Below are 23,994 nucleotides of genomic sequence, written 5' to 3'. Positions count from 1 at the left end.
TTTTCAAGAGAATTATCTTAAATAAAAATTAGTGCTAAAGGTTGTAATTTATCTTAGAATGCTTGTTTTTAGGAAAAATTAAATCTCACTGAACTGCTCAGGTTTATCTTCCTTATTTTCAAATAAAAATTTGTGCATTTCCTTTTGTAAAAACTCTTTTGCTTTTGGATCCATAAGGTTTAAGCGATATTCATTTATCAAGATAGTTTGATGTGATAGCCATGCTTGCCAAGCTTTGTTTGAAATTTCAGCATGTATTTTTTTACCTAACTCTCCTGGTAGAGGTTGAAATGGTATTGCATCTAACTCTTGATTATACTTTTTACAAAAAACGGTATTCATTTTTTCTCCTTTAAAACTTTTAAATACATCTTTTAGGCTTTGGTAATCCAGCTAGCTTAGCAGCTTGCACAGCTGGGGATATAGGAAATAGTATCTGTAGATATAAGCTATTACCTATTTTTTCCCCATAATTTTCTTTTAAGGCTTTAACAAGCTCTCTAATTGCTGGAGATTTTTTATTTTTTTTATAAAAATCTCTTAGAAAGTTTATGATAAGTATATGATCTTCAGAGAGGTTAATATCTTCGCTAATTGCTGCCAATTTACAAAAATCCATATCCCAACTTTCGAAATCTACTAAAAAGCCATGTTCGTCTATGTTGTAGTTATCCACAAATATGATAAAATTTGTTACTAGTTTTTACTATTCTGACAATTATAACAAATAAGGTTAATTGTTTTAATCTATAAAAAGGCATATTCAATGAAAGTTACTTTATATACTACTAAATATTGTCCATATTCTCTTAGAGCAAGAATTGCGTTAGCTGAGAAAAAAATGAGTATGGATGTTGTTGAGGCTGGTGATCTTGCACCAGAAAAATTAAAGAAAATATCACCTAATGGTATTTTCCCAGTATTAAAAGAAAAGGGTTATAGTATAAATAATAGAAAAGCTCTTTTAATATATATTGATGAAAGATTTCCTGCGCCTAGTCTATTACCAAGTTTAGTAAATGAGCGTATTAAGATTCGTTTATCTTTAGAAAAAATAGATAATGAATGGTATCCAGTGCTTGATCAAATTAGAAAAAATAGAGATGACAAAGAAAAACTTAGTGTTATTTTTAAAGACTTTAAAGAAAGCTTTTTAACTCTTGAGAAAGCTTTTAGTGAGTTTGATTATTTTATATCATCTAATTTTACTTTAGCAGATTGCTATATTGCGGCATTAATGATTTCTTTAGAAGCTGAAGGGTTTAGTATCGATGAAACATTTGGTGCTATATATGATTATAAGAAAAGAGTTTTTGCTAGAGACTCTGTTAAAAAAGCTAATTTAAAAGGTAATGCTAATGAATCATTACTGAAAACTTTAAGAGCACACAGGTAGGTAAGGTTATATGTGGTATCAAGGTTTTGTAAATTTTGTCTTTTTTGCTCTTAGTGTAGTACTAATTGTAGTAGCAGTTATTTTTGTTATTGGAACTTTTTTTTCATTATTAGCAAAGGCAAAACAAGAAGTTACTAAACTTACTAAAGGTAAGTTACAAATTAATAAAATTGATAAAGATTATAAAGAAACCAAAGAAGAAGTTTTAGAAACTTTATTAGATAAAAAAGATTATAAAAATTATTTAAAAGAGCAGAAGAAACTAGAAAAGCAAAATGATAAACCTGAAGAAAAAGTTTTTGTAATTAACTTTAAAGGCGATATTCATGCTTCACAAGTTGAAAATTTACGCAAAGAAGTATCTGCTATTTTAGCAGTTGCAAAATCAGCAGATGAAGTTATTGTAAGAATAGATAGCCCTGGTGGAGTAGTAAATGGTTATGGTTTTGCAGCAGCGCAATTAGAAAGAATTCGCCAATTAGGTATTAATTTGACTGTTTGTATTGATCAAGTGGCTGCGAGTGGTGGCTATATGATGTCTGCAGTTGCTAATAAAATAATTTCTGCACCATTTGCAATAGTTGGTTCTATTGGTGTAGTTGGAACTGTTCCAAATATTAGAGATCTACTTGAAAAAAATGGTATTAATGTTGAGATGCACACTTCTGGTGAGTATAAGCGTACATTAACTACTGTTGGTGAAAATACAGAAGAAGGTCGTAAGAAGTTTAAGCAAGACTTAGCGAATATTCACGAATTGTTTAAAAAACATATTTTAAATTATCGTCCTAATCTAGATATGCATAAAGTTGCTACTGGAGAATACTGGTTTGGTAAGGATGCTCTTGAACTTGGATTGGTAGATGAGATTCAAACTTATGATGATTATTTAATAAATTTAGTTAATAAAAAGCATGATGTATATGAAGTTAGTTTTGTTAGAAAAAAAGAAAAAGGATTATTGAAATCTAAACTTACAATGATCAAAAATGCTCTAACAAATTTCTTATACGCACGTAAAATATTGTAGGAATAAAGTGTTTTCTTTAAATACTCATCAAAAAATTTTGGAGAATTTTCTTGAACAAAAATCTAAGAGCATGTTACATCATGCTTTTATTTTTAGAGTAAAAGATGCTGTATTGTTAGACAGTTTTATAAATTCTTTATGCCAAGTTTTATTAGGTCAAAAAGTAGATGATTATAATGAGTCTCCATATATTACTGTAGCAAATCCAGAAAATGATGAGATTAGAGTTGCTGAAGTTAAGAAAATAATAAAAAAATGTGAATTAACTGGGCATAATAACCTAGCTAAAATTATTATAATTCCAGAATTAGATTTTCTAAATGAATCCGCAGCTAATGCTATTTTAAAAACATTGGAAGAACCTGCGGAAGATACGTTTTTTTTAATGTTTACGCGTAATTATAATAATATTTTAGCAACAGTAAGAAGTAGATCTTTAGTCTATGATATAAGCTTTAGTGATCAAGATAAGTATAGTTATCTAAAATATACATTTGATATGTCGAAAGAAGCTATAGAAAAGTCATTACTTATGGCTCGAGATGATATTAACGTGATAGCTAAAATTAAACTAGAACAACATTTCTGGCAAATTAGAAATAGTTTGATGAGAGTTTTAGTAAATCAGTTAAACACAAATGTATTTCTTAAAGAAGCTAATCCAAACTTTAAAGATGTCCTCTATTGGTTAACAAGCTTAATAATTGATGTGTATTATTATAAGCTAGATGATCAGAGCATAAATATTGCTAATTATGATAAACTAGCTGTTGTTAAGTATCTTGCTGCTAAGTTGTCAGAAAATCAGATATATAGGTTATATCAAAAAACATTGGAAGCTAATGATTATTTTCTTAATTTTAAAAATGTTGATAAAGAACTAATCTTAGAAAATTTAATATTAAAAATTATAAAGTAGGTAAAAAATGGAAGTAAAACAGCAACAAAAGCTAAAAGCTGAAGCTCATAGCTTAAAACCTGTAGTATTAATGGGTGAAAAAGGCCTTACAGAGAATGTAATGCTAGAAATTGATCTAGCTTTAGCATCTCATGAGCTTATAAAAGTAAAGGCAGGGCGTTTACCAAAAGAAGAAAAACAACAAATAGCAACACAGATTGTTAAGGCAACAAAATCAGAGTTAGTGCAAATAATTGGTAATATCCTAGTTTTATATAGAAAAAATCCAAACAAAAATAAAAAATAGGTCATATATGAGTTTTCCAATATCACGCCCACGTAGGCTTAGAGTTACTCAGAATATTAGAGATATGGTTGCAGAGACGACTTTAAATATCAATGATTTAATGTATCCAATATTTGTCGTGCATGGACAAAACATTAAAAAAGAAATATCAAGTATGCCAAATCAATATCATTGGTCCATTGATAGGCTAGAAGAACTTGTTGAGCAAGTTTTAAAATCTGGTATAAAAAGTATCATGATATTTGGAGTTCCAAAGACTAAAGATTTGGTTTCATCTGAAAACTATGATCCTAATGGCATAACTCAGCAGGCTATTAGAAAAATTAAGCAACTTGCCCCAGAGCTAGTTGTTGCAACTGATGTTTGTATGTGTAGTTTTACACCGCATGGGCATTGTGGAATACTAAATGAAGATGAATATGTTGATAATGATAAGACATTAGAGATCTTGCAAAAGACAGCAGTATCTCATGCAGAAGCTGGGGCTGATATAGTTGCTCCAAGTGGTATGATGGATGGTATGATTATGGCTATGCGTCAAGCTTTAGATGAGGCTGATTTTGAAACTGTAAATATTATGTCTTATTCGGTTAAATATGCATCAGCTTATTATGGGCCATTTAGAAGTGCTTGTGACTCATCTTTAAAAGGTGATCGTAAAACTTATCAAATGGATTATCGCAATAAAAAAGAAGCTATTCGTGAAGCTATTGCGGATATAGAACAGGGTGCAGATTTTATCATGGTTAAACCTGCATTAAGCTATCTTGATATAATCAATGAATTAAATCATATTGTCGATTTACCAATAGCTGCATACCATGTAAGCGGTGAGTATGCCATGATAAAAGCTGCAGCTCAAGCAGGATTAGTTGATGAGAAAGCAATTACTATAGAGACTTTAACATCAATGAAGCGTGCCGGAGCAAAAATTATACTTACATATACAGCTTTAGATGTAGCTAGTTGGATTTAGTACTGGTTAAAATAAATTGTAATAAGTATTATTTTATATAAAATCTTAGGGAAGTAATGCAGGGTTTCTAAGCTAATAATGTATAAATTTATTAAGTTTCTTTCTTTAATAGCTTTAGCCGTAGTTATTTCAGCATGTGCGATTATTACAAATCATGACTTTGTATATCTAGGTCATCCACCAAAACTATATGATTACCAAATTTATTATGATAAAACACAAAAACTATATCTTTTTATAGATAAGCATGGTTGTTTTGATAAAAGTAAAAATGGATCTGGTACATGTATAGCTTTGAGTCATCAAGAGGTTGATGATTTTATTAAACAGATATTGCCACAAATGGTTGATACTGAGCAAAGATTGGAAAGAGATGATAGAGAGAAAATTATAGAAGCTTTAAAAAAATATAATAAGAAATATATTAAACGTCCTGCTAAAATTGAATTTAAAGCAAGGCCTGTAAAACAAATCAATGTATACGGTAAAAAAGAATATCACTTAGTTCCAAACAAATATGAAGTAAAAGTTAATTTAATAGTTATGCTTGATGATCTTAAGCATCAACATGTTCGAGTTTTATATTCTATAAGGATTCCAAGAATTATTCATAAACAGAAGACCTCAACGAAACCATTTTTAATAGATCCAGAATATTTAGAAAAGGTTATGAATGAGAAGGCAATAAAAGAATTTGAAGAGATATATAATCAAAATTTAAAAAAAGTAAAAGAAAGAGATAGCAATTTTGAGCATTTCTTAGATGATGATTTGCATATATGATGTTATAGCTGATGCTTGAGTTTAAAATAATTTCATATAGAATCTCAAGAGTTAAATTACGAATTATAAATCTTATAAGGTTAGAATTTTTATATGATAAACATAGCATTATATGAGCCAGAAATACCACCAAATACAGGTAATATTATTAGACTTTGTGCTAATGTAGGTGCTAATTTGCATTTGATAGAGCCTTTAGGATTTAAATTAGATGATAAGCAATTAAGAAGAGCAGGTTTAGATTATCATGAATTTGCAGATCTTAAAGTTTATAAAAATTTTGACGAGTTTTATGAGAAAAATAAAACTAAAAAGATTTGGGCTTGTACCACTAAGGCAAAACAGTATTATCATCAAGTAAATTTTGATGGAGATGATATTTTACTATTTGGACCTGAAACAAGAGGTCTTCCTAGTGGCATTTTAAACTTATTAAATCAGACTCAACTTAAAATCCCTATGCATAAGAATAGTCGAAGTCTTAATTTGTCTAATTCAGTAGCAGTTATTTTATATGGAGCTTTAAATAATATAGGTTTTGATAAATTAGGCTTGTTATAAATTTTTATCTTAATTTAAAAACTTCACAAGTATTATCATACGTTTGCTTAGCTACTTTTTCGAAGCTTTCATTTCTTAATTCAGCAAGAAACTCTGCAACATATTTAACATATTCTGGATAGTTTGGTTTGCCTCTATATGGTACTGGTGTTAGATATGGGGCATCAGTTTCTATCAAGACTCTATCTAAAGGAAGTTTTTTTGCTATTTCTTGAATATCTTTAGCATTCTTAAATGTTAAGATTCCTGAAAAAGAGATGTACATTCCCATATCTATAGCTTGCTTTGCCATATCATAATCTTCAGTAAAACAATGCAAGATACCACCACATTTTTGAATATTTTCAGATTTTAAAATGTCTAAAGTATCTTGTTTAGCAGCTCTAGTATGAACTATTATTGGTTTAGCTGTTTCAATACCAGCGTGGATATGATTTACAAATTTAGATATTTGTTTATGCTTTGTTTCTTGATCGTTGTAATAATAGTCTAAACCTGTTTCGCCAATAGCAACACATTTTGGATGGTTTGATCTTATTATAATTTCTTCAGTACTTGGTTGATGAGAGTCTAGCTCACTTGGGTGAACGCCAACTGAGAAATATACATCTTTATAACTTTCAGCTATCTTTTGAATATCATCGATCTCGTGCCATGCTACAGCAATTGAAACTATTTTATCTATGTTCGCATTTTTGGCATTTGAGATGACATTATCAAGGTTTGTATCTTCGAGTTTTAAATAATTAAGATGGCAGTGAGAATCTATTATCATATTAGATAAAGGTTTTATTTCAGATATGATGAATTATAACAAATATTTTGTTTAATATATCTCTTAGTATGTTTGATAAGTATTTCTACTAAAAGAGTGCTATGATAGTCTAATATGTTTTCTGCTAAAGTAATGCCAAATTAGAATAGGGTTATAAGAAAGGTTAAGTAGAAATGGTTAAAGAAAATGCAAAGGACAATATTTATAGTGTTTTCCCAAAATTTTCAGATGATGAAGTTTTTTTAGATCTTTTAAAATATGATAATGTTCATGTTGAAAAAATTATTTCTTATGGACAAGTTACAGATTTAAATAAACCATATATTCAAAACTATGATGAGTGGGTTTTAGTATTAAAAGGTAAAGCAAAGCTTAGACTAGATACTAGAGAATATATTCTTGAAGAAGGTGAGCATTTACTGATTCCTAAAGACACTAAGCATTGGGTTACGTATACAGCTAATCCAACTATATGGTTAGCTATACATTTTAGAGGTAAATAAAAATATGCAAGAGTTCTTTGCGAATCATTTTTTAGTTCTTTGCTCATTTATTGTGTTGATGGGATTTTTAGCTAGTTTTATTGATGCTATTGCTGGTGGAGGAGGGCTTATAAGTATCCCTGCTTTAGGTATGACAGGTCTACCGATTACTATGGTTTTAGGTACAAATAAACTTCAAGCAAGTATTGGTACAGCAATGGCTACTTTAAAGTACTATAAGAATGGTCTGATAAATTTTAAAACTGTTTTGAGAGGGCTTGTGGCTGGCTTTATTGGAGCAAGTTTAGGTACCATATTAGCAGTTATTATTCATAATGATTTTATGAATAAGCTTGTCCCAATACTTTTAGTTTTTGTCTTTATTTTTAGTATTGTGAATAAAAATCTAGGTGTTAATCCTGGTAAAAAAAAGATGTCAGAAATTACATTTTTTACATTATTTGGATTTTTATTAGGTGCGTATGATGGTTTTTTTGGGCCAGGAACAGGTAATTTTTGGATTATTGCTATAGTTTATTTTCTTGGCTATACATTTCTGCAGGCTTCAGGATATGCAAAAGTACTAAATTTGAAAAGTAATGTATTTTCACTTATCGTATTTATCTTATCGGGACATGTGAATTATGCGTTTGGATTTTTGATGGCTATAGGAAGTTTCTTTGGAGGTATTGCAGGATCAAGAATGGTTATCTTAAAAGGATCAAAGTTAGTTAGGCCAATATTTATAATAGTTGTAGGAGTAACTGTTTTATCATTTATTTTTTCTAAATTTGTATAAAAAAATTTTATGCCGAAGTTATGTAAAGCTGCGAATTTCAACAATATTTTTACTGAAATGGTATAATTCTTTCAAAATTTATAAAAATAACATTTCAAAATGTCATTAGAAAAAGCTTTAGAAATAAAAAATCTAACTAAAATCTATAAAGGTGGTTTAAAAGCCGTAGATGATATTAGTTTTGATGTTAAAAAGGGAGATTTTTTTGCTCTTTTGGGTCCGAATGGGGCAGGTAAATCAACAACCTTAGGAATGATTTCCTCTCTTGTGAATAAAACATCTGGGCAGATTAAAATATTTGACCATGATATTGACAATGATTTTATAAGTGCCAGAAAACACCTGGGTGTAATGCCTCAAGAGATAAATCTTAATATTTTTGAAAAACCAATCGATATATTAATTACTCAAGCTGGTTTTTTTGGGATTTCTAAAAAAGATGCGATACCTTATGCAGAGGAATTACTTAAAAAAGTTGATCTTTATGATAAAAAAGATACCCAAGTAAGATTCTTATCAGGAGGTATGAAGAGAAGATTAATGGTTGTTAGAGCATTGATACACAAGCCTAAACTATTAATATTAGATGAGCCAACAGCGGGTGTTGACGTTGAGTTGAGAAACTCTTTATGGGAAATGATTTCTGAATTTCATAAAGAGGGATTAACTATTATTTTAACAACGCATTATCTAGAAGAAGCAGAATCAATGTGTAACCGTATTGCTCTTATTCATAAAGGGAAAGTTCATGTGAACACTGATATGAAGACATTCTTAAAATCAGCAGATAAGCATACATATATTTTTGATTTGAAAGACAAATGTCAAGAAGATATAAAGCTTAGTTTTGGTGAAGTGAAGTTAGTTGATGAATATACATTAGAAGTCGAAGTTCCAAAGGGTGTAGTTTTAAATGAGATATTTTCAGAATTGACGAGTAAGTACCATTTAGATGTTTTAGATGTACGTACTAAAGAAGCAAAGCTTGAGAAATTATTTATCGATGTTGCGAGGAATAAATAGGTAAATTTATGAATTTAAGAGATTATTGGATAACATATATAACGATTTTTAATCGTGAGTGTAAAAGAGTATTTAGAATTTGGCCACAAACATTATTACCGTCAGTAATAACTATAGTTTTATATTTTCTAATTTTTGGTAAGGTTGTTGGTTCACGTATTGGGACTATGGGTGATGGTATTACTTATATGCAGTATATTACTCCAGGTCTTATTATTATGGCGGTGATTCAAAACTCATATGGTAATGTTGTCAGCTCATTTTTTGGTATACGCTTTAGTAAGGCAATTGAGGAGCTATTAGTTTCTCCTGTTAGTAATCATGTGATAGTTTTAGGCTATATATCTGGAGGAATTTTCAGAGGATTTGTGGTTGGTGTATTGGTAAGTATAGCAGCATTTATTTTAGGTGGTTTTAGTACTATTCATAGTGTGTTTTTAGTATTAGCAGGATTTATATTTTGTGGAGCTTTATTTTCTTTAGGAGGGTTAATAAATGCTATATTTTCACAGAAATTTGATGATACTACGATATTTCCAACATTTATATTGACTCCACTTATCTATTTAGGAGGAGTTTTCTATAATATAAATAATCTTACTGGTTTTTGGCATTTTATATCATCATGTAATCCATTATTTTATATAGTTGATTTTGTCAGATATGGTTTTCTTGGTATTTCAACAGTTAATCCTTATTTTGCATTTGCTGCAATAATTATCTTCACATTTTTATTATATTATCTTTGCTGGTATCTTTTAGAGAAAGGTATTCGTTTAAAGTCTTGATAAATTACGAGTAATATTTGTTAGTTAATTTATTTTTTCTTTTGTTATACTAGCGTTAATAAAATTCTAAAATTAAAATAATGTTTGCATACCAAAAAGTAGCTATTATAGGGAAGCACTATAAACAGGATGTTAGTCGAACAGTTGAAATGCTATGTAATTTTCTTGTTGAAAAAGGATTGCAAATAGTTGTAGAGACTGAGACTGCAGAGGATATTCATCTAAGAGATATTGAGATTGGCAGCTTAAAAGAAATAGCTCTTAAATGTGATGTTGCGATAGTCGTTGGCGGGGATGGAAATTTCTTAAAAGCAGCTAGAGTCTTGGCTTTGTATAGTAGCATACCTGTTATGGGTATCAATAAGGGTAAGCTTGGGTTTTTAACAACTATAGCACCAAATGATAGAACTTTAAAAGATGACCTTTTGAATATTTTGCAAGGTCAAGTATCTGTTTCTAATGTAAGTATGCTTAAGTGTCGAGTTGATGATAATTTACGTGTTCCTTTAGAAGCATCAATAGCACTTAATGAGATCGCGATAACTTCAAGTCGAGGATTAATGTTTGGTTTAAAAGTTTACATTGATGGCAGATATGCTTTTGACCAACGTGGAGATGGTCTTATTGTATCAACACCTACGGGCTCAACAGCACATGCTATGGCAGCAGGTGGTCCGATTCTTAATCCGAATCAAAATAGTATAGTTCTTGTGCCGATATGTTCACATTCATTAAATAGTAGACCATTAGTAATATCAGATGAAAGTGTTATAGATATTTATATAACAGAATATAATGATCCTGAGCCTGTTTTAAGTATAGATGGTAGGCATGATACTATTTTAAGATCTCACCAAAAAGTAACTATCAAAAAGGCAGAAAAGAAAGTCACTGTCCTACATACAAAAGATTATAATTATTATGATACTTTAAGAGAAAAATTGGGTTGGAGTAAGGTTCTGTTTTAGAAAAGTTCAATTAAGATAATTATTACAAAAACTGTTATAAATACTGCTGATATAAATTCAAGCTTCTTGATATTTCTAAAGAAGATCTGTCTAAGTTTATTATTACCAAAAAAAGTAGCAACTATAGTAAACCAAATAAAAGTTGTAAGAGCTATGCATATCCATATAGCAACTTTACCAAAACTAGATAAATCATCAACTAGACTTAACATAGAGCTAAAGAAAACTAATACTTTAGCATTAGCTAGATTAGTAAAAGCACCATTTAAAAAAAGCTTTAAACTTGATGGGGTATTAAAGCTATTTAAGTTTTTGATATGTTCGTTTGCATTTGGGTTAAGCGCTTGTGGTTTTGTGAAAATACTTTTATATAAATTAAAAGCCAAATATGATAAATAAATTGCTCCAATTAGAATCAGTCCTTTAAACAATATAGGTTCTTTATATAATAAAAATGATCCAAACCAATAAACAATAAATGTGTTTAGAAGTATTCCCGATGCAACACCAGAAGCTGTATAAATACCCTGTTTTTGTCCAAATTTGATAGAATTACTAATAGTAACAAAAAAGTCAGGTCCTGGAAGTATAAGGCAGCTGATTTGTAAAGCAAGAATTGTTAAAAATATTAACACAGATATACTCTTATTTTTATTTTAGTTGATATAGAATAGTACTAATAAAATTCTAAATCTAGAAAAATGTGTGATAAATCTAAAGAAAATTTACGCCAAGTAAAAAGTTATGTGCAAAGAGCTGGTAGAGTAACGAAGAAGCAACAACAAGCTCTCGAAAACTATGCTGAAAAATATATGATTAATTATGATCAAAATAGGAAATTAGATTTTTTAGAGGTATTTTCAAATAATAATCCAGTAATTTTGGAAATTGGTTTTGGAATGGGTAGCTCATTGATTCAGATGGCTTTAGAAAATCCAGGAAAAAATTATTTAGGAATAGAGGTACATAAGGCAGGGGTTGGAAATATTTTATATGAAATAGAACATCAAAATATATCTAATCTTTTGATAATGAGTCATGATGCTGTTGATATCTTAGATGATATGATTATGGATGAGTCTTTATCTGGGATACAAGTATATTTTCCAGATCCATGGCATAAGAAAAAACATAATAAACGTAGATTAGTTAATCAATCAAATATAGATCTTTTTGCTAAGAAGCTTAAAGTTGGCGGAGTATTTCATTATGCTAGTGATTGGTTACCTTATGCTGAGGAGGTATTAGAGCTTCTTGATAATGATGCTAAGTATCAGAATATGTATACTGGATTTGCACCAAGACCAGATTGGCGACCTCTAACAAAGTTTGAGAAAAGAGGACAAAACCTCGATCATCAAATATCAGATATACTTTTTAAAAAAGTTTAAGGATAAATAGTGAAAATAGCTAGATATAAAAAAGGTTTTATAAAAGCTAATGAATATAGTAGTAAATTACATTTTGATAATATTTTTTGCCCAGACTGTGGTAAAGCTAAGCTAAAACTAATACGTAAAGCAAATCAAGACTCATATTTTGAGTTTATCAAAGGCGAGAGTGAGCATGATCAACTATGTCCTAAATCTGCTAAGCCAATAGCTAATGATAAAATAAAAGAGCTCATTTCAAGTGATTCAAAAAAAGATATGAGTAAGCTTAATTTTTTAGTAAATAAAAATCTTGAAAAATGTATAAATCTTCTTACGAAAATTGAAAATGATGGTGTACTTAAAAAAGAAGATGAACTAAATCTAATGCCTTTTAAAAAGCAACAAATTGTTGAAAATCGCAATAGAGAATACGCGAAACAAGATATTTATACTATAAATGGTTTGGAATTGGCTGATATAAATATACAAAGCATTAATAATAAATACTGTATTATATATGGAGTTGCAGGGATCACAGTTTCAGATGTGGGAGAGAGTAAAAGGCTTCTTTTCAAAATTGATCAAGATTCAAGGTTTTCAATATTTATAGTGCCAAATCAAGTTAAGTATCTAGATTTTGATAAGAGTAAAAGAGCTAAATTTGCAGTTTTTGGAAGAATTAAAAAGACTGAAAAGTTTTTAAATATCGAAATACGTTCAACAAGAGATCTCGTTATAAAGGATTAGTTTATGAATATAAATATTCGTTATGAGCAATTAAAAGATCAAGAGACAGTTTATCAGCTTATTGCTTCAGCATTTGAAGCAGATGATGAAGAGAAGCTAGTCAGGTTATTACATACAGATCATCAAAGTCTAATTTCATTAGTTGCTGAAGTAGATAAGACAATTGTTGGTCAAATAGTGCTTTCTAAAATGGAAGCGAAAACTAGTAGTATAAATATATATGGTTTAGCTCCAATGAGTGTATCTCCAGAATATCAAAATCAAGGTATAGGAACTAAGCTTGTTGAAGCTGTAATAAAAGAAGCTAAGAAAAATAATATTGATGCTATATTTGTTTTAGGTCATCCGAGTTATTATCCTAGATTTGGTTTTAAACCAGCGATCGAGTATGTAATTAAATGCCAATATGATGTGCCTAGTGATGTATTTATGGTATTAGATTTAACTAATAAGTTAGATCTGTTAAAAGGTCAAACAGTTTATTATGCAAAAGAGTTTGCAGAAGTTTTTTAAAAACATAATTAATCTATCTTTATAGATATTTATATTTTTCCTATCCTTACAATAATTCACCATAAACTAAATATAAGATCTAAATAGACAAAGATCTATAAAAGTAAATATATTATTGATTTCTAAATTAGATTTTGCTAATATACTTTTATTGAAAGTTTTTATGAAGTAAATTTTAGATATGGATTTAATGCAAATAAAGGATAATGCAGCTAAAGCATCTTCATTATTAAAAGCTATTTCGCATGAATCTAGACTATTAATATTATGTTTACTTTTAAGAAAAGAAATGACAGTTGGAGAGTTGGCAGAGTATTCTGATCTTAGTCAATCAGCTTTTTCTCAGCATTTATCTGTTTTGAGAAATAAAGGATTGGTAAAGTTTAGAAAAGAGTCACAAAATGTTTACTATAGTATTAAAGACCCATCTGTTGAGAAAATATTAGAAGCTTTATATAGTATATATTGTGGATAAAAAATTTGAATAATATATTAGAAATATCTAAATTAGTAAAATCTAAAGGAGAGTGTAGATGCATAAAGTAGAAAAAATATCTGTTAAAGAATACCTAGATCTAAAAAAGAAAGAAAAGGTAAGACTAGTTGATATTAGAACTCCTCATGAACATAAAAGAGAGTGTATTGATTGCGCGGAAAATATTTTAGTAGAAGATATTTATGATGCTAATATTGATTCTGATGAAGTTGTTGTACTTCATTGTCAATCTGGTAATAGAACTAATCAAGCTGCTGAAAAAGTCGCAGGTTTAACGGCAAAGAAAATTTATTTATTAGATGGTGGTATTAATGCTTGGAAACAGCATAAGCAGCCAACACAAAAAAATGTTAAAGAGCCATTACCAATTATGCGTCAAGTACAGATCATAGTAGGCTTTATGGTGCTTTTAGGTGTTGTGCTTTCGTTCACGGTATCACAATATTTTGCAATTTTAAGTGGCTTCTTTGGAGCTGGGCTTTTATTTGCAGGATTATCAGGAACTTGTGGACTAGCAATAATGTTAGAGTTTTTACCATATAACAAAAGAAAATAACTACAAGTACAAAGGAGCTTATTATGACTAAGAGATATCTAATAATTGGTGGAGTTGCTGCAGGAGCGTCAGCTGCTGCTAGACTAAGAAGATTAGATGAATCAGCAGAGATTATCATGTTTGAGAAAGGTCCTCATGTATCATTCTCAAATTGTGGTTTACCATATCACCTTGGTGGGCATATTGAGCCAGCTGAGAAGCTAATTTTAATGACTCCAGAGAAGTTTGATAAGCAATATAGTATTGATGCTCGTACAAACTCTGAAGTTATAGATATTGATAAGACAAATAAGCTTGTTACAGTTTTAAATCTTCAAACTAATAAGCAATATACAGAGAGTTATGATAAATTAATTATAGCTGTTGGAGCTAAGCCAATAGTACCTCCATTTGAAGGTCTTGATTTGATAGACCACTTTATCCTAAGAAATGTAGTAGATGTTAAAAAGATACATGATTCAGTTTTTAATACTAACAAAACAATCAAGGATGTAACTGTTATTGGAGCTGGATTTATTGGAATAGAAGTTGCTGAGAACCTTAGAGAAAGAGGTTTTAATGTAACTATCATTGAGATGGCTAACCAAATTATGCGTCCTTTTGATTATGAGATGGCTAAGTTTTTAGAAAAAGAACTACTCGATCATGATATTAAGTTGATGCTATCAGAAAAAGTTGTTGGTTTTGAGTCTGATAAAGTTTTACTTGAGTCTGGTAAAGAAATCAAATCTGACTTGGTAGTTTTATCTATAGGCGTAGCTCCGGATACTAAGTTTTTGAAAGGTGTTGGAATAGATCTAGCTAAGAGTGGTCATATTAAAGTTAATGAGAACTATCAAACATCAGATGAAGATATCTATGCTGCAGGTGATGCTATCTTAGTCAAGAACGCTCTGACTAATCAAGATTTTAATCTACCATTAGCAGGACCAGCGAATAAGCAGGGACGTTTAATAGCAGATCATATAAATGGTAAAAAGATTGTAAACAATGGCTATATAGCTTCATCAATAATACAAGTTTTTAACTATACTGGTGCAAGTACAGGTTTAAATGAGGCTTGGATTAAGTTTCATAATCTAGATATTGACTATGATTATACTTATGTAGTGCCTGTAGATAGAGTAGGTATTATGCCTGGTGTTAAGCCGATATTTATGAAAATTATGTTTGAGAAAAATACTGGTAAATTATTGGGTGCTCAAGCAATAGGTCAAGGTATTGTTGACAAAAGAATGGATGTGCTTGCTACAGCTATAAAAGCAGGTATGACAGTAGAAGATCTTCAGGATCTTGAACTTTGTTATGCACCACCATACTCTACTGGTAAAGATGCTGTAAATCATGCAGGTTATGTTGCTAATAATATCTTAAATGGTGAGTTTAAGCAGGTGCCATTTACCAAAGTAAAAGAGTTAATAGAAGCAAATGCTCAGATTATTGATGTTAGAAATCCTGGAGAAGTTGTAAATGGTATGTTAAATGGTGCAAAAAATATTCCAATGGCTGAAATTAGGGACAGACTAGCAGAAATAGATAAATCAAAGCCTGTATATGTGCATTGTCGAACAGGTCAACGCTCTTATAATGTTGCTCTTATGTTACAACAAAAAGGCTACGATGTTTATAATATCGCAGGATCATATATTATGATGTCATACTATTATGATACTATTGAAAAACTGACTAAAGAAAAAGCACCTTTTAATAAGGCAAATTTTAACTAGTATAGAGAAGGAGAAAATATGATTTTTAGACAGTTAATCGATAGAGACACTTATACTTACACTTATATTCTAGGGTGTGAGGAAACTAGAGAAACTGTAATAATAGATCCTGTAAGGTTTAATATTAAGCAATATATTAAACTTTTAAAAGAACTTAATCTTAAGTTACTATATGCAATTGATACTCACGTTCATGCTGATCATGTAACGGCTGCTGGACTGTTAAGACAAGAAACTGGTTGTGGTATTGTGCTTGGTGGAGAAACTAAAGCAAAACATACGACTAAGAAAGTTTTTGATGGAGATATTATTGAGTTTGGGCATTATCAAATAAAAGCTATCTATACTCCAGGTCATACTGATGATTCATACTGTTTTATGACAGAAAATAAGCTTTTCACTGGTGATACATTGCTTATAAGAGGATCAGGAAGAACAGATTTTCAAAATGGTGATTCTTATGCTGCTTATGATAGTATCATGAATAAACTAATGACATTACCAGGTAATACTATTATCTACCCAGGCCATGACTATAACGGTATAACTAGTAGTAGTGTTGCTGAGGAAAAGAAAAATAATCCAAGGTTGCAAGTTAGCTCAGCAGAAGAGTATGCAAAACTTATGGATGATTTAAAATTACCACCACCAAACTATATTAATATTGCGGTGCCAGCTAATTTAAAATGTGGTGTAGAAGAGTAGTAATAAAATGATTTTGATAGTATTTGGGTTTATTTGTGGTATTGCTCTTGGTCTTACTGGAGGAGGAGGTTCTATATTAGCTGTTCCTCTTTTGACTTATGGTGTTGGTTTAGATTTTCATAGCGCGGTTACTATATCTTTACTAGTGGTTGGATTTACAGCAATTTTTGGAATTGCAGTAAATTATAAGAATCAGGATATTCATTATACTGCTGCAATAGTGATGATTCTTACAGGTATCATTTTTGCACCGATAGGTAGTTATATTTCACAAGCGTTATCTGATAAGCTGCTGATGCTTAGCTTTTCAGTACTTATGATTGTAATAGGTATTTGGAGTTTAATAAAAGCAAAAGTGATGTCTAGTTCAGATAAATCTGTCTGTAAACATATAGGTCCTAAGTGCATAGTTGCACTATTAATAAGTGGAGGTATTGTTGGTACCTTAACAGGATTCTTTGGTGTTGGCGGAGGGTTCTTAATAGTTCCTGCACTAGTTTTCATTACAGCAATGCCTATAAAAAAAGCTATTAATACGTCACTTCTAGTAATATTTGTTGTATCTATGTCAGGCTTTTTATCACACTATGGTGAGACAAGTGTAAATTGGTATGTTGCAAGTATGTTTATAATTGGTGGAGCTATTGGTATGCTTTTGGCTAATAAAATTAAGAAAAAGCTTAATGATAAAGTTCTGCAAACTATATTTGCAATAATGCTTGTTGTTTTAGGTCTATTTATATTCTTTAGTAATTAGTTTTTCTAAGTTATTATTTCTATAATGTTGAATTATTTTTAGTGTTAAAGGAATGAGTACTTTGTCTAAAACTACTTTAGTTTTTTTGCATGGTTGGTGTTGCCAGCCATCAGATTTTAATGCCCAGATTAATTTTTTTAATAAAGGCTACAATGTAGTAGCTCCTAATTATTCTGAAATAATTTTACAAGGAAGAAATAACCTAGAAGAAGTAGTTACATATTTATATGATCAATTATCTAAGTATGAAGATATTATCTTTATAGGACATAGTATGGGTGGTTTTTTAGCTCTAAATTTAGCTCAAACTGATTTGAATATTAGAAAAGTTATAGCAATTGATACTACGTTAAAATTAAAACTTACAGATAATGAAAAGAGCTTTTTAGAGGCACTTGATAGTCAGCGTGGTTTAGAAACTCTGACAGATTATATACATAACTATATAATAGATAAACGTTTTGATGATTATACTATTATGCAGGATAAGGCTCAGCAAATGTTGACTTATTGGCAAAGGCTACCAAAGTTTTTTAATAGGGTTCTTAGAGAAGCCTTTTATTTTGATAAGAGTGATCTATTTGATAAGCTAGATATCCCTTTTTTATATATAGCTAGTGCATCACCACGAACATCAAAAAATGATATTTTATGTTTATATGATAAAGCTAAATATGTTCAGTTAAATGCAGGTCACTTTGTTATGCTAAATGCTGTAGATGAGATTAATAGCCTTATAAAGGACTTTTTGTAGGTAATAATATTTATATAATCTATTTAAAGCGACAAGAGATTATTATATTTGTAGTTTGATGTAAAAAACCTAGTCTAGTCGCATTATCTGTAGTATTTTGAATTTAAAAGTTAGAATTTTGAGGATGAATAAGTTATGGCAATGATTACAGATCAAGTTCTAAAAGAACAATTAGAAAAAGGCGTGTTATTAGTAGATATTCGTAGTTATCAAGAATATTTAGTTGATATTATCCCTGGAGCGATTCATATAAGTGAATTTTTAATTAATTATGATAGGTATAAGCATCATAAGAGTGTAACTATATATTGTGAAACTGCGAATAGAACAAGTAAAGTACATAGTTTTTTTAAAAATCTTTTTGAAGATGCTAACTGTCTATTAGGTGGTATCTCAAGCTGGCGTGATAATGGTAATGAAACTATTGTCCCATCTAAACTTGAGTATTTTGATTTTGAGAAAGTTTTATTTTTCAATTATGCCGCAACAACTCCAGTTTTCCATGAAGTTGTCCTAGAAATGCAAAAGTATATGGAAATCGATACATTTTTTGCGAATCCAGCTTCAACACATTACTTAGGAAGACTAGCTAAGAAGAAGATCGATGAAGCTGAAAAAATTATCTCTAAGTTTATAAATGCACCAGGTGGAAATATTGTTTGGACATCTGGAGCAACAGAATCAAATAATCTAGCGATTAAAGGCCTAGTTGAGGCAAGTCACAAAGATAAAAAGCATATTATAACAACTTCAATTGAGCATAAAGCAGTTTTAGATGTCTGTAAATACCTATCTAAGAAAGATGATTTAATTAGTGTAAGTTATCTAAATGTTGATAAGCATGGACGCATAAATTTAGATGAATTACGAAGCTTAATAAACTCTGATACTATGTTAATTTCTATAATGGCGGTAAACAATGAAATAGGTGTAGCAAATCCTTTAGAAGAAATTGGTAAAATTGCTAAAGAGAAAAATATTGTATTTCATGTTGATGCGGCTCAAGGTGTAGGTAAAGTTGAAATTGATGTGCAAAAAATGAATATTGATTTGTTATCTATGTCAGCACATAAATGCTATGGTCCAAAAGGTATCGGTGCGTTGTATGTTGCTAATGGAATAGAGCTAGAAGAGCAAATACATGGAGGAGGGCATCAAAATGGTATGCGTTCTGGTACATTGTCAACTCAACAGATTGTAGCATTCGCTTCAGCTATTGAACTATTGAAAGAAAAAACAGATTTAGCAAAATTGAAAAAGTATCGAGAGATTGTTGTTGAGTGCTTAAGAAAGTTTGATAATGTTATAGTTAATACTCCTTTAGAACAAAGTTATGTTGGTATTCTAAGTGTGACAATAAAAGGAGTTCCTGGGGATATTTTGTTTTCCTTAATGCCAGATTTTGCATTATCTATGAGCTCTGCGTGTACTTCAAATGCTGATAAACCATCTCATGTGCTTAGTGCTATTGGCTTAGATGCAAAACAAGCTGCAAATACACTAAGAATATCATTTGGCTGCTACACAACCGATAGTGATATTGAGAAACTAGTAAAATCACTAGAAAAAAATATTGCAGTTCTAAGAAAAATAGATAAGTTTAATTAGTCTTTAACCAACCTGTAATACTTAACCTTTTATTTTCAGTAAGTACAGGTAATACTTCATGTTCTATTGCTTTACTATTAAAAAGTACTATTTTTCCATTAGTAGGAAATATTTCTAAATCTTTATCATCTAAATATAGTTTTAGTTGGCCACCAAAGCTAGGTTGCCAAATTTCATTAAGATAGCAAACTATAGATATGGTTCTTCTATCATCATTTTGAAAAGTATCAATATGTTTTTTATAAAAAGAGCCTTGAGGGTATATTGCATAATGAAATTCTTTTGTAACAATACCAGCAAAGCAAGTTTTATTTATATACTCAATAAAACTATTTATTTTTGAGAAAAAAGTTTGAGCAAATCTTGTTTCATCAAGCCAAAAAATAAAGTCACTACGGATAGATCTTTCAAGATTTTCATTTAGTCTATTGCCTATAGCAGATTTTTTAAAAAGATTTTCTTGATATAAGTCTTCTAACTCATTTCTTAGAACAGCTGTTTCAGGGTAAGTTAACCAGTTATCAATTATGCAAAATCCTTTATTTAGATAGGTATCTATTATATTTTCATAAAAAGGATTTATTTTTGGTAAATTAGACAATTTTATGCCCAATAAGAAATAGTGAGCGAAGTATATACTAGAAATTAAAAATTAGTTATCTATTTTTATTATAAAATCTTCTAAATACTCATCAACATCTAGTTCATATTCTGAAATAGCAAAATGTTTAGCAGATTTCTGTAGCTGATGCATTTTTTCTGTTGAGCCATTATTATTTAAATGGTGCCATTCAGGTAGGTCTTTACCTTCAAGCAATAGTTTATAGCTACAACTGTTTGGTAACCATTTATGCGCATGATTTTTTAGTTGTTTATAAGTTAGGTTTATACATTCAGGGACAAGCTGTTTTCTTTTTTCATACATGCTACATTGACATTTTCCAATATCTAAAAGTTTACAACTAACTTTGGTGTAATAAACTTTATCTGTTTCATCATCTTGAAGCTTGTTTAAACAACATAAGCCACATCTATCGCAAATAGATTCCCATTGCTCATTTGTCATATCTTTTAGATCAATTTCTTGCCACCATTTATACATATTTTTTATTGATAGGTTATAATAGTTATTTGCGAAATAATAATATCTTAAATTATCTAAAAAAACATCAAAGGAATTTATGAAAACTACTGCTAGAGCTAGAAATAATGCTCGATTATATACTGTACAGGCTTTATATCAAAAAAAAGTTGCAGATAATACTTTTGCTGAATTAAAAGTACAATACTATGCTGATAATGCTGATCGTCACCAAACAGATTGGGAACTTTTCTATAGGCTCATGGATGCTATTGAGTCAAATCAAGATACAATTGATAGTTATATATCAGAGAACTCAGATGAAGGTGTTGAGTTTATCAATTATGTTGATTATGCTGTTTTGCAAGTTGCGATAGCAGAGCTTATAGAGTGTTTAGAAAATCCATATCAAGTAATTATAAAAGAGTATGTGGAGATAGCTTATAGTATGGGAACTGAAGAGGGTTATAAGTTTATTAACGCAGTGTTACAAAAGCTTGCTAAAACTATTAGAGATGCAGAGTAAAGTTATCTTGAGAGGCTAAAAATCCAAAGCTTTCTCTATATTTTTGTTGTTCATTTTTATTTAAAGTAGCTGTTAATATGGCTTCTTCATATTCTCTGTGATCTAAAAGATCACCATTATAATTGATAATCATACTATCTCCAGCATAGCTAAGTTTAGGATCATTCCCCACCCGATTACATGCAATCACAAAAGCCTGGTTTTCTATCGCTCTAGCTTTGAGAAGTGCTTGCCAATGTTGGCGACGAGGTTCTGGCCAGCAAGCAACATTTAGTAGAATATCATAGTCATTATTATTGCAATTGAATACAGGAAAGCGTAGATCAAAACATACAGTAAGCAGTATATTAAAACCTTTATAGTTTACAATCTTGCGCTGATTACCTTTAGAATATTTTTTATTCTCACCTGCATAAATAAATAGATGGTTTTTATCATAAGTATAAATTTCTTTTTTAGGCGTAACAAAATATAATCTATTTGCTATTTTATCATCTGTAAATGTAGCAGCGCTTCCAACAATAGCATAGTTTTTATCTTTTACCTGGCTAAACATCCAGTCGATAATATCTTGCTGAGTACTAGCTTCATTAGTTGGATTCATTATAAAGCCAGTATTAAACATCTCAGGTAAAACAACAAGGTCTGTATCACTATCGATTTGAGCTAGTTTTTTTTCTATATTTTTATAATTTTGTGGTTTATTATCCCAAATAATATCTGTTTGGATTATGCTAACTTTTAAATTTGACATCTTAAAACCTTAAAGTAGATTGCATTTACGCTAATATCTCAAATTTTAACATTTTTTGAGCCGTAGTGATGATGTTTAATTATTATATTTAATTAATAAAAAAATATAAAAGTGCTTTTAAAAACGTTGACAACAAGAAAGTCCATAAAGATAATCAAGATATTATAAGTTTAAACTTTGAGTATGAGATGAATAGTTTAAAGTCGCGTAGCATTATTTTGGTTTTAGCAATAGCTATAGGGTTAATATATGGATGTGCAACATATAAAGGTAGTGACTATAATGATAATGGTTACTATCTAACTACGATAGATCAAAGTTTTGATAATGTTTATAATGGAGCACTAAAAGTTGTTAAAACGGGTCAAACTGCTGATACTAATAATCAAAGCTATGATATTAAAATAAACAAGAAAACTTCTGATGAAGCAGTAATAATTGGACAGAATGACACAAATCCTTCTGATTATATTGAAATTATAATTAGAAAAGAGTCTGCTGATAAAACACGATTATCAATAAAGTATGGTAAGGATGGAGACTCGATAAGATCATCAGCGTTAATACCTATAATACAAAAAAATATTAGTAAATCTTAGAGATTTCTAGCTGTATAATATTGTAGATTAAGTTAAAGTATTTAAATATTGACAAATCAAAAATCTAGTAAGATAATCAATTCATTCAAATTGTGGGTATAAAAAATGAAATATTTAAAGTCAAAAATTAATCTTTTAGTTGTCGTTATGGTTTTAACTTTATTAGTGTCAGGATGTTCTACTTTTGGTAAAACTCATTATGAAGATGGATATTTTACAACAACAATAGATCAAAGTTTTGATAATGTTTATAATGGTTCTGTAGAGGCTATTAAAAATGGTCAAACATATGATCTAAATGGTGATCCATATGATATTAAAATAAATAAAAAAATGTCAAACGAAGCTGTGATAGCAGCAGAAAGTGATAACAATCCTGCAGACTTTATTGAAATTGCAATCGAGAAAAAAACAAAAGATCAAACTCAAATATCAATAAAATATGGTAAAAATGGCGATCCAATAAGATCATCAGCTTTAATTCCTATTATAAAGCAGAATATTAATCATAAATAAATTTCTAAGTTAGCTTTTAACTATCAAATATTGACAAACTACAAATCTGATAACATAATAAATCTATCTTTATAATTTTGTTCCGTAAAATGAAAATCTTAAAAACAAACTTTAAATTTTTTAGTTTAGCTATTTTTTTAACTCTTATATCAGCGTGTACAACATTTGATGGTAATGATATTAAATATAAAAATGGTTATTCTATAGCTAATGTTAATAAAAGCTTAGATAATGTTTATAATGAAGTATTAAGATTAATAGAGTCTGGACAAGCTCCAAGCTTATCTGGTAGCGCTTATACAATGAATACAAATCAAAAAAATGAGAATAAAGCATTTGTATTAGCAGTTAATGATAATAATCCTAATGATTTTATAGAAGCAGTAATGCAAAAGACATCAGCGAATACAACAAGGTTGTCTGTAAAATATGGTAAACAAGGAGACTCGATTAAGTCAGCAACACTTATTAGTTTGATACAGGAAAATTAGTTAGT

At 29.7% G+C, this 23,994-nt stretch carries 33 protein-coding genes; 26 read left to right on the top strand and 7 right to left on the bottom strand.

Going from position 1 to position 23,994, the window contains the following annotated elements; genetic code table 11:
* Window positions 1-78: 78 nt before the first annotated feature.
* On the bottom strand, window positions 79-342 hold the full coding sequence (locus R8535_RS01245) for an oxidative damage protection protein (protein ID WP_329495768.1): 264 nt from the start codon (window positions 340-342) through the stop codon (window positions 79-81).
* Between the two features lie 19 nt (window positions 343-361).
* A complete protein-coding gene (locus tag R8535_RS01240; RefSeq protein ID WP_329495767.1) occupies window positions 362-676 on the bottom strand; it encodes a TusE/DsrC/DsvC family sulfur relay protein in 315 nt (104 codons plus the stop codon).
* Between the two features lie 90 nt (window positions 677-766).
* On the opposite strand from R8535_RS01240, the gene sspA reads away from it, so the two are divergent.
* The 7 genes from sspA to trmL all read left to right on the top strand — a co-directional run bounded on the left by sspA (window position 767) and on the right by trmL (window position 5,951).
* The gene (gene sspA, locus R8535_RS01235; protein ID WP_329495765.1) at window positions 767-1,396 is read left to right on the top strand and encodes a transcriptional regulator SspA; all 630 of its coding nucleotides are present in this window, start codon (window positions 767-769) and stop codon (window positions 1,394-1,396) included.
* A gap of 10 nt (window positions 1,397-1,406) precedes the next feature.
* On the top strand, window positions 1,407-2,426 hold the full coding sequence (gene sohB / locus R8535_RS01230; RefSeq protein WP_329495764.1) for a protease SohB: 1,020 nt from the start codon (window positions 1,407-1,409) through the stop codon (window positions 2,424-2,426).
* A gap of 7 nt (window positions 2,427-2,433) precedes the next feature.
* Window positions 2,434-3,345 (top strand): DNA polymerase III subunit delta' C-terminal domain-containing protein, encoded by a 912-nt coding sequence (locus R8535_RS01225; protein ID WP_329495763.1) that lies wholly within the window; start codon window positions 2,434-2,436, stop codon window positions 3,343-3,345.
* Between the two features lie 7 nt (window positions 3,346-3,352).
* Window positions 3,353-3,631, top strand: coding sequence for a ribosome assembly RNA-binding protein YhbY (gene yhbY, locus R8535_RS01220; RefSeq protein ID WP_329495761.1), 279 nt, complete (start codon window positions 3,353-3,355; stop codon window positions 3,629-3,631).
* A gap of 7 nt (window positions 3,632-3,638) precedes the next feature.
* Entirely contained in the window at window positions 3,639-4,607 is a 969-nt protein-coding gene (hemB, locus tag R8535_RS01215; protein WP_329495759.1) for a porphobilinogen synthase, read from the top strand.
* 78 nt (window positions 4,608-4,685) lie between these two features.
* Entirely contained in the window at window positions 4,686-5,390 is a 705-nt protein-coding gene (locus R8535_RS01210) for an FTN_0109 family protein (protein WP_329495757.1), read from the top strand.
* 93 nt (window positions 5,391-5,483) lie between these two features.
* Window positions 5,484-5,951, top strand: a complete 468-nt coding sequence (gene trmL, locus R8535_RS01205; protein ID WP_329495755.1) for a tRNA (uridine(34)/cytosine(34)/5-carboxymethylaminomethyluridine(34)-2'-O)-methyltransferase TrmL — start codon at window positions 5,484-5,486, stop codon at window positions 5,949-5,951.
* 4 nt (window positions 5,952-5,955) lie between these two features.
* Here trmL and R8535_RS01200 read toward each other — a convergent pair whose 3' ends face one another.
* A complete protein-coding gene (locus R8535_RS01200) occupies window positions 5,956-6,726 on the bottom strand; it encodes a TatD family hydrolase (RefSeq protein ID WP_329495753.1) in 771 nt (256 codons plus the stop codon).
* Window positions 6,727-6,899: 173 nt separating this feature from the next.
* On the opposite strand from R8535_RS01200, the gene R8535_RS01195 reads away from it, so the two are divergent.
* The 5 genes from R8535_RS01195 to R8535_RS01175 all read left to right on the top strand — a co-directional run bounded on the left by R8535_RS01195 (window position 6,900) and on the right by R8535_RS01175 (window position 10,786).
* Entirely contained in the window at window positions 6,900-7,229 is a 330-nt protein-coding gene (locus tag R8535_RS01195) for a cupin domain-containing protein (protein WP_329495751.1), read from the top strand.
* 4 nt (window positions 7,230-7,233) lie between these two features.
* Window positions 7,234-8,007, top strand: a complete 774-nt coding sequence (locus R8535_RS01190; protein WP_329495750.1) for a TSUP family transporter — start codon at window positions 7,234-7,236, stop codon at window positions 8,005-8,007.
* Window positions 8,008-8,106: 99 nt separating this feature from the next.
* Window positions 8,107-9,030: an ABC transporter ATP-binding protein gene (locus R8535_RS01185; RefSeq protein ID WP_329495749.1), complete on the top strand. Its 924-nt coding sequence runs from the start codon at window positions 8,107-8,109 to the stop codon at window positions 9,028-9,030.
* A gap of 8 nt (window positions 9,031-9,038) precedes the next feature.
* A complete protein-coding gene (locus tag R8535_RS01180) occupies window positions 9,039-9,818 on the top strand; it encodes an ABC transporter permease (protein ID WP_329495747.1) in 780 nt (259 codons plus the stop codon).
* Window positions 9,819-9,895: 77 nt separating this feature from the next.
* Window positions 9,896-10,786 carry an NAD(+)/NADH kinase gene (locus R8535_RS01175; protein ID WP_329495824.1) on the top strand — a complete coding sequence of 297 codons (891 nt, stop codon included), beginning with the start codon at window positions 9,896-9,898 and terminating at the stop codon, window positions 10,784-10,786.
* Here the strand turns inward: R8535_RS01175 and R8535_RS01170 are convergent.
* Window positions 10,783-11,421 (bottom strand): LysE family translocator, encoded by a 639-nt coding sequence (locus tag R8535_RS01170; protein ID WP_329495745.1) that lies wholly within the window; start codon window positions 11,419-11,421, stop codon window positions 10,783-10,785. The two genes, R8535_RS01175 and R8535_RS01170, sit on opposite strands and share 4 nt — an antisense overlap.
* A 66-nt stretch (window positions 11,422-11,487) precedes the next feature.
* Here R8535_RS01170 and trmB point away from each other — a divergent pair, with 66 nt between their 5' ends.
* The 10 genes from trmB to R8535_RS01120 all read left to right on the top strand — a co-directional run bounded on the left by trmB (window position 11,488) and on the right by R8535_RS01120 (window position 20,022).
* Window positions 11,488-12,177, top strand: coding sequence for a tRNA (guanosine(46)-N7)-methyltransferase TrmB (gene trmB, locus R8535_RS01165; RefSeq protein ID WP_329495744.1), 690 nt, complete (start codon window positions 11,488-11,490; stop codon window positions 12,175-12,177).
* A 9-nt stretch (window positions 12,178-12,186) separates the two neighbouring features.
* Window positions 12,187-12,906 (top strand): hypothetical protein, encoded by a 720-nt coding sequence (locus R8535_RS01160; protein ID WP_329495742.1) that lies wholly within the window; start codon window positions 12,187-12,189, stop codon window positions 12,904-12,906.
* A 3-nt stretch (window positions 12,907-12,909) separates the two neighbouring features.
* Entirely contained in the window at window positions 12,910-13,419 is a 510-nt protein-coding gene (locus R8535_RS01155) for a GNAT family N-acetyltransferase (protein WP_329495740.1), read from the top strand.
* 181 nt (window positions 13,420-13,600) lie between these two features.
* Window positions 13,601-13,894: an ArsR/SmtB family transcription factor gene (locus tag R8535_RS01150; protein ID WP_329495739.1), complete on the top strand. Its 294-nt coding sequence runs from the start codon at window positions 13,601-13,603 to the stop codon at window positions 13,892-13,894.
* A gap of 58 nt (window positions 13,895-13,952) precedes the next feature.
* Complete coding sequence (locus R8535_RS01145) at window positions 13,953-14,471, top strand: rhodanese-like domain-containing protein (RefSeq protein WP_329495737.1); 519 nt, start codon at window positions 13,953-13,955, stop codon at window positions 14,469-14,471.
* Between the two features lie 23 nt (window positions 14,472-14,494).
* The gene (locus R8535_RS01140) at window positions 14,495-16,198 is read left to right on the top strand and encodes an FAD-dependent oxidoreductase (protein ID WP_329495736.1); all 1,704 of its coding nucleotides are present in this window, start codon (window positions 14,495-14,497) and stop codon (window positions 16,196-16,198) included.
* 18 nt (window positions 16,199-16,216) lie between these two features.
* Window positions 16,217-16,903: an MBL fold metallo-hydrolase gene (locus tag R8535_RS01135; RefSeq protein WP_329495734.1), complete on the top strand. Its 687-nt coding sequence runs from the start codon at window positions 16,217-16,219 to the stop codon at window positions 16,901-16,903.
* Between the two features lie 7 nt (window positions 16,904-16,910).
* Window positions 16,911-17,660, top strand: a complete 750-nt coding sequence (locus R8535_RS01130) for a sulfite exporter TauE/SafE family protein (protein ID WP_329495733.1) — start codon at window positions 16,911-16,913, stop codon at window positions 17,658-17,660.
* A 61-nt stretch (window positions 17,661-17,721) separates the two neighbouring features.
* Window positions 17,722-18,414: an alpha/beta fold hydrolase gene (locus R8535_RS01125; protein WP_329495732.1), complete on the top strand. Its 693-nt coding sequence runs from the start codon at window positions 17,722-17,724 to the stop codon at window positions 18,412-18,414.
* Between the two features lie 135 nt (window positions 18,415-18,549).
* Window positions 18,550-20,022, top strand: a complete 1,473-nt coding sequence (locus R8535_RS01120) for an aminotransferase class V-fold PLP-dependent enzyme (protein WP_329495730.1) — start codon at window positions 18,550-18,552, stop codon at window positions 20,020-20,022.
* Here R8535_RS01120 and R8535_RS01115 read toward each other — a convergent pair.
* A complete protein-coding gene (locus R8535_RS01115; protein WP_329495728.1) occupies window positions 20,015-20,623 on the bottom strand; it encodes a 2OG-Fe(II) oxygenase in 609 nt (202 codons plus the stop codon). The two genes, R8535_RS01120 and R8535_RS01115, sit on opposite strands and share 8 nt — an antisense overlap.
* A 51-nt stretch (window positions 20,624-20,674) precedes the next feature.
* A complete protein-coding gene (locus R8535_RS01110) occupies window positions 20,675-21,124 on the bottom strand; it encodes a YcgN family cysteine cluster protein (RefSeq protein ID WP_329495726.1) in 450 nt (149 codons plus the stop codon).
* Between the two features lie 79 nt (window positions 21,125-21,203).
* Here R8535_RS01110 and nusB point away from each other — a divergent pair, with 79 nt between their 5' ends.
* Window positions 21,204-21,629 (top strand): transcription antitermination factor NusB, encoded by a 426-nt coding sequence (nusB, locus tag R8535_RS01105; RefSeq protein ID WP_329495724.1) that lies wholly within the window; start codon window positions 21,204-21,206, stop codon window positions 21,627-21,629.
* On the opposite strand, the gene R8535_RS01100 is transcribed toward nusB, so the two are convergent.
* The gene (locus R8535_RS01100) at window positions 21,613-22,383 is read right to left on the bottom strand and encodes an amidohydrolase (RefSeq protein ID WP_329495722.1); all 771 of its coding nucleotides are present in this window, start codon (window positions 22,381-22,383) and stop codon (window positions 21,613-21,615) included. The genes nusB and R8535_RS01100 overlap by 17 nt on opposite strands.
* 188 nt (window positions 22,384-22,571) lie before the next feature.
* On the opposite strand from R8535_RS01100, the gene R8535_RS01095 reads away from it, so the two are divergent.
* The 3 genes from R8535_RS01095 (at window position 22,572) to R8535_RS01085 (ending at window position 23,989) form a co-directional block, all read left to right on the top strand.
* On the top strand, window positions 22,572-22,982 hold the full coding sequence (locus R8535_RS01095) for a DUF3568 family protein (RefSeq protein ID WP_329495720.1): 411 nt from the start codon (window positions 22,572-22,574) through the stop codon (window positions 22,980-22,982).
* Between the two features lie 105 nt (window positions 22,983-23,087).
* Window positions 23,088-23,498: a DUF3568 family protein gene (locus R8535_RS01090; RefSeq protein WP_329495718.1), complete on the top strand. Its 411-nt coding sequence runs from the start codon at window positions 23,088-23,090 to the stop codon at window positions 23,496-23,498.
* 89 nt (window positions 23,499-23,587) lie between these two features.
* Window positions 23,588-23,989 carry a DUF3568 family protein gene (locus tag R8535_RS01085; RefSeq protein WP_329495716.1) on the top strand — a complete coding sequence of 134 codons (402 nt, stop codon included), beginning with the start codon at window positions 23,588-23,590 and terminating at the stop codon, window positions 23,987-23,989.
* Window positions 23,990-23,994 lie beyond the last annotated feature (5 nt).

The organism is Francisella sp. 19S2-4 (assembly GCF_036281795.1).
GTDB lineage: Bacteria > Pseudomonadota > Gammaproteobacteria > Francisellales > Francisellaceae > Francisella.
The sequence above is the reverse complement of the archived record's forward strand: the minus strand, read 5'-3'. Positions and strand labels throughout refer to the sequence as shown.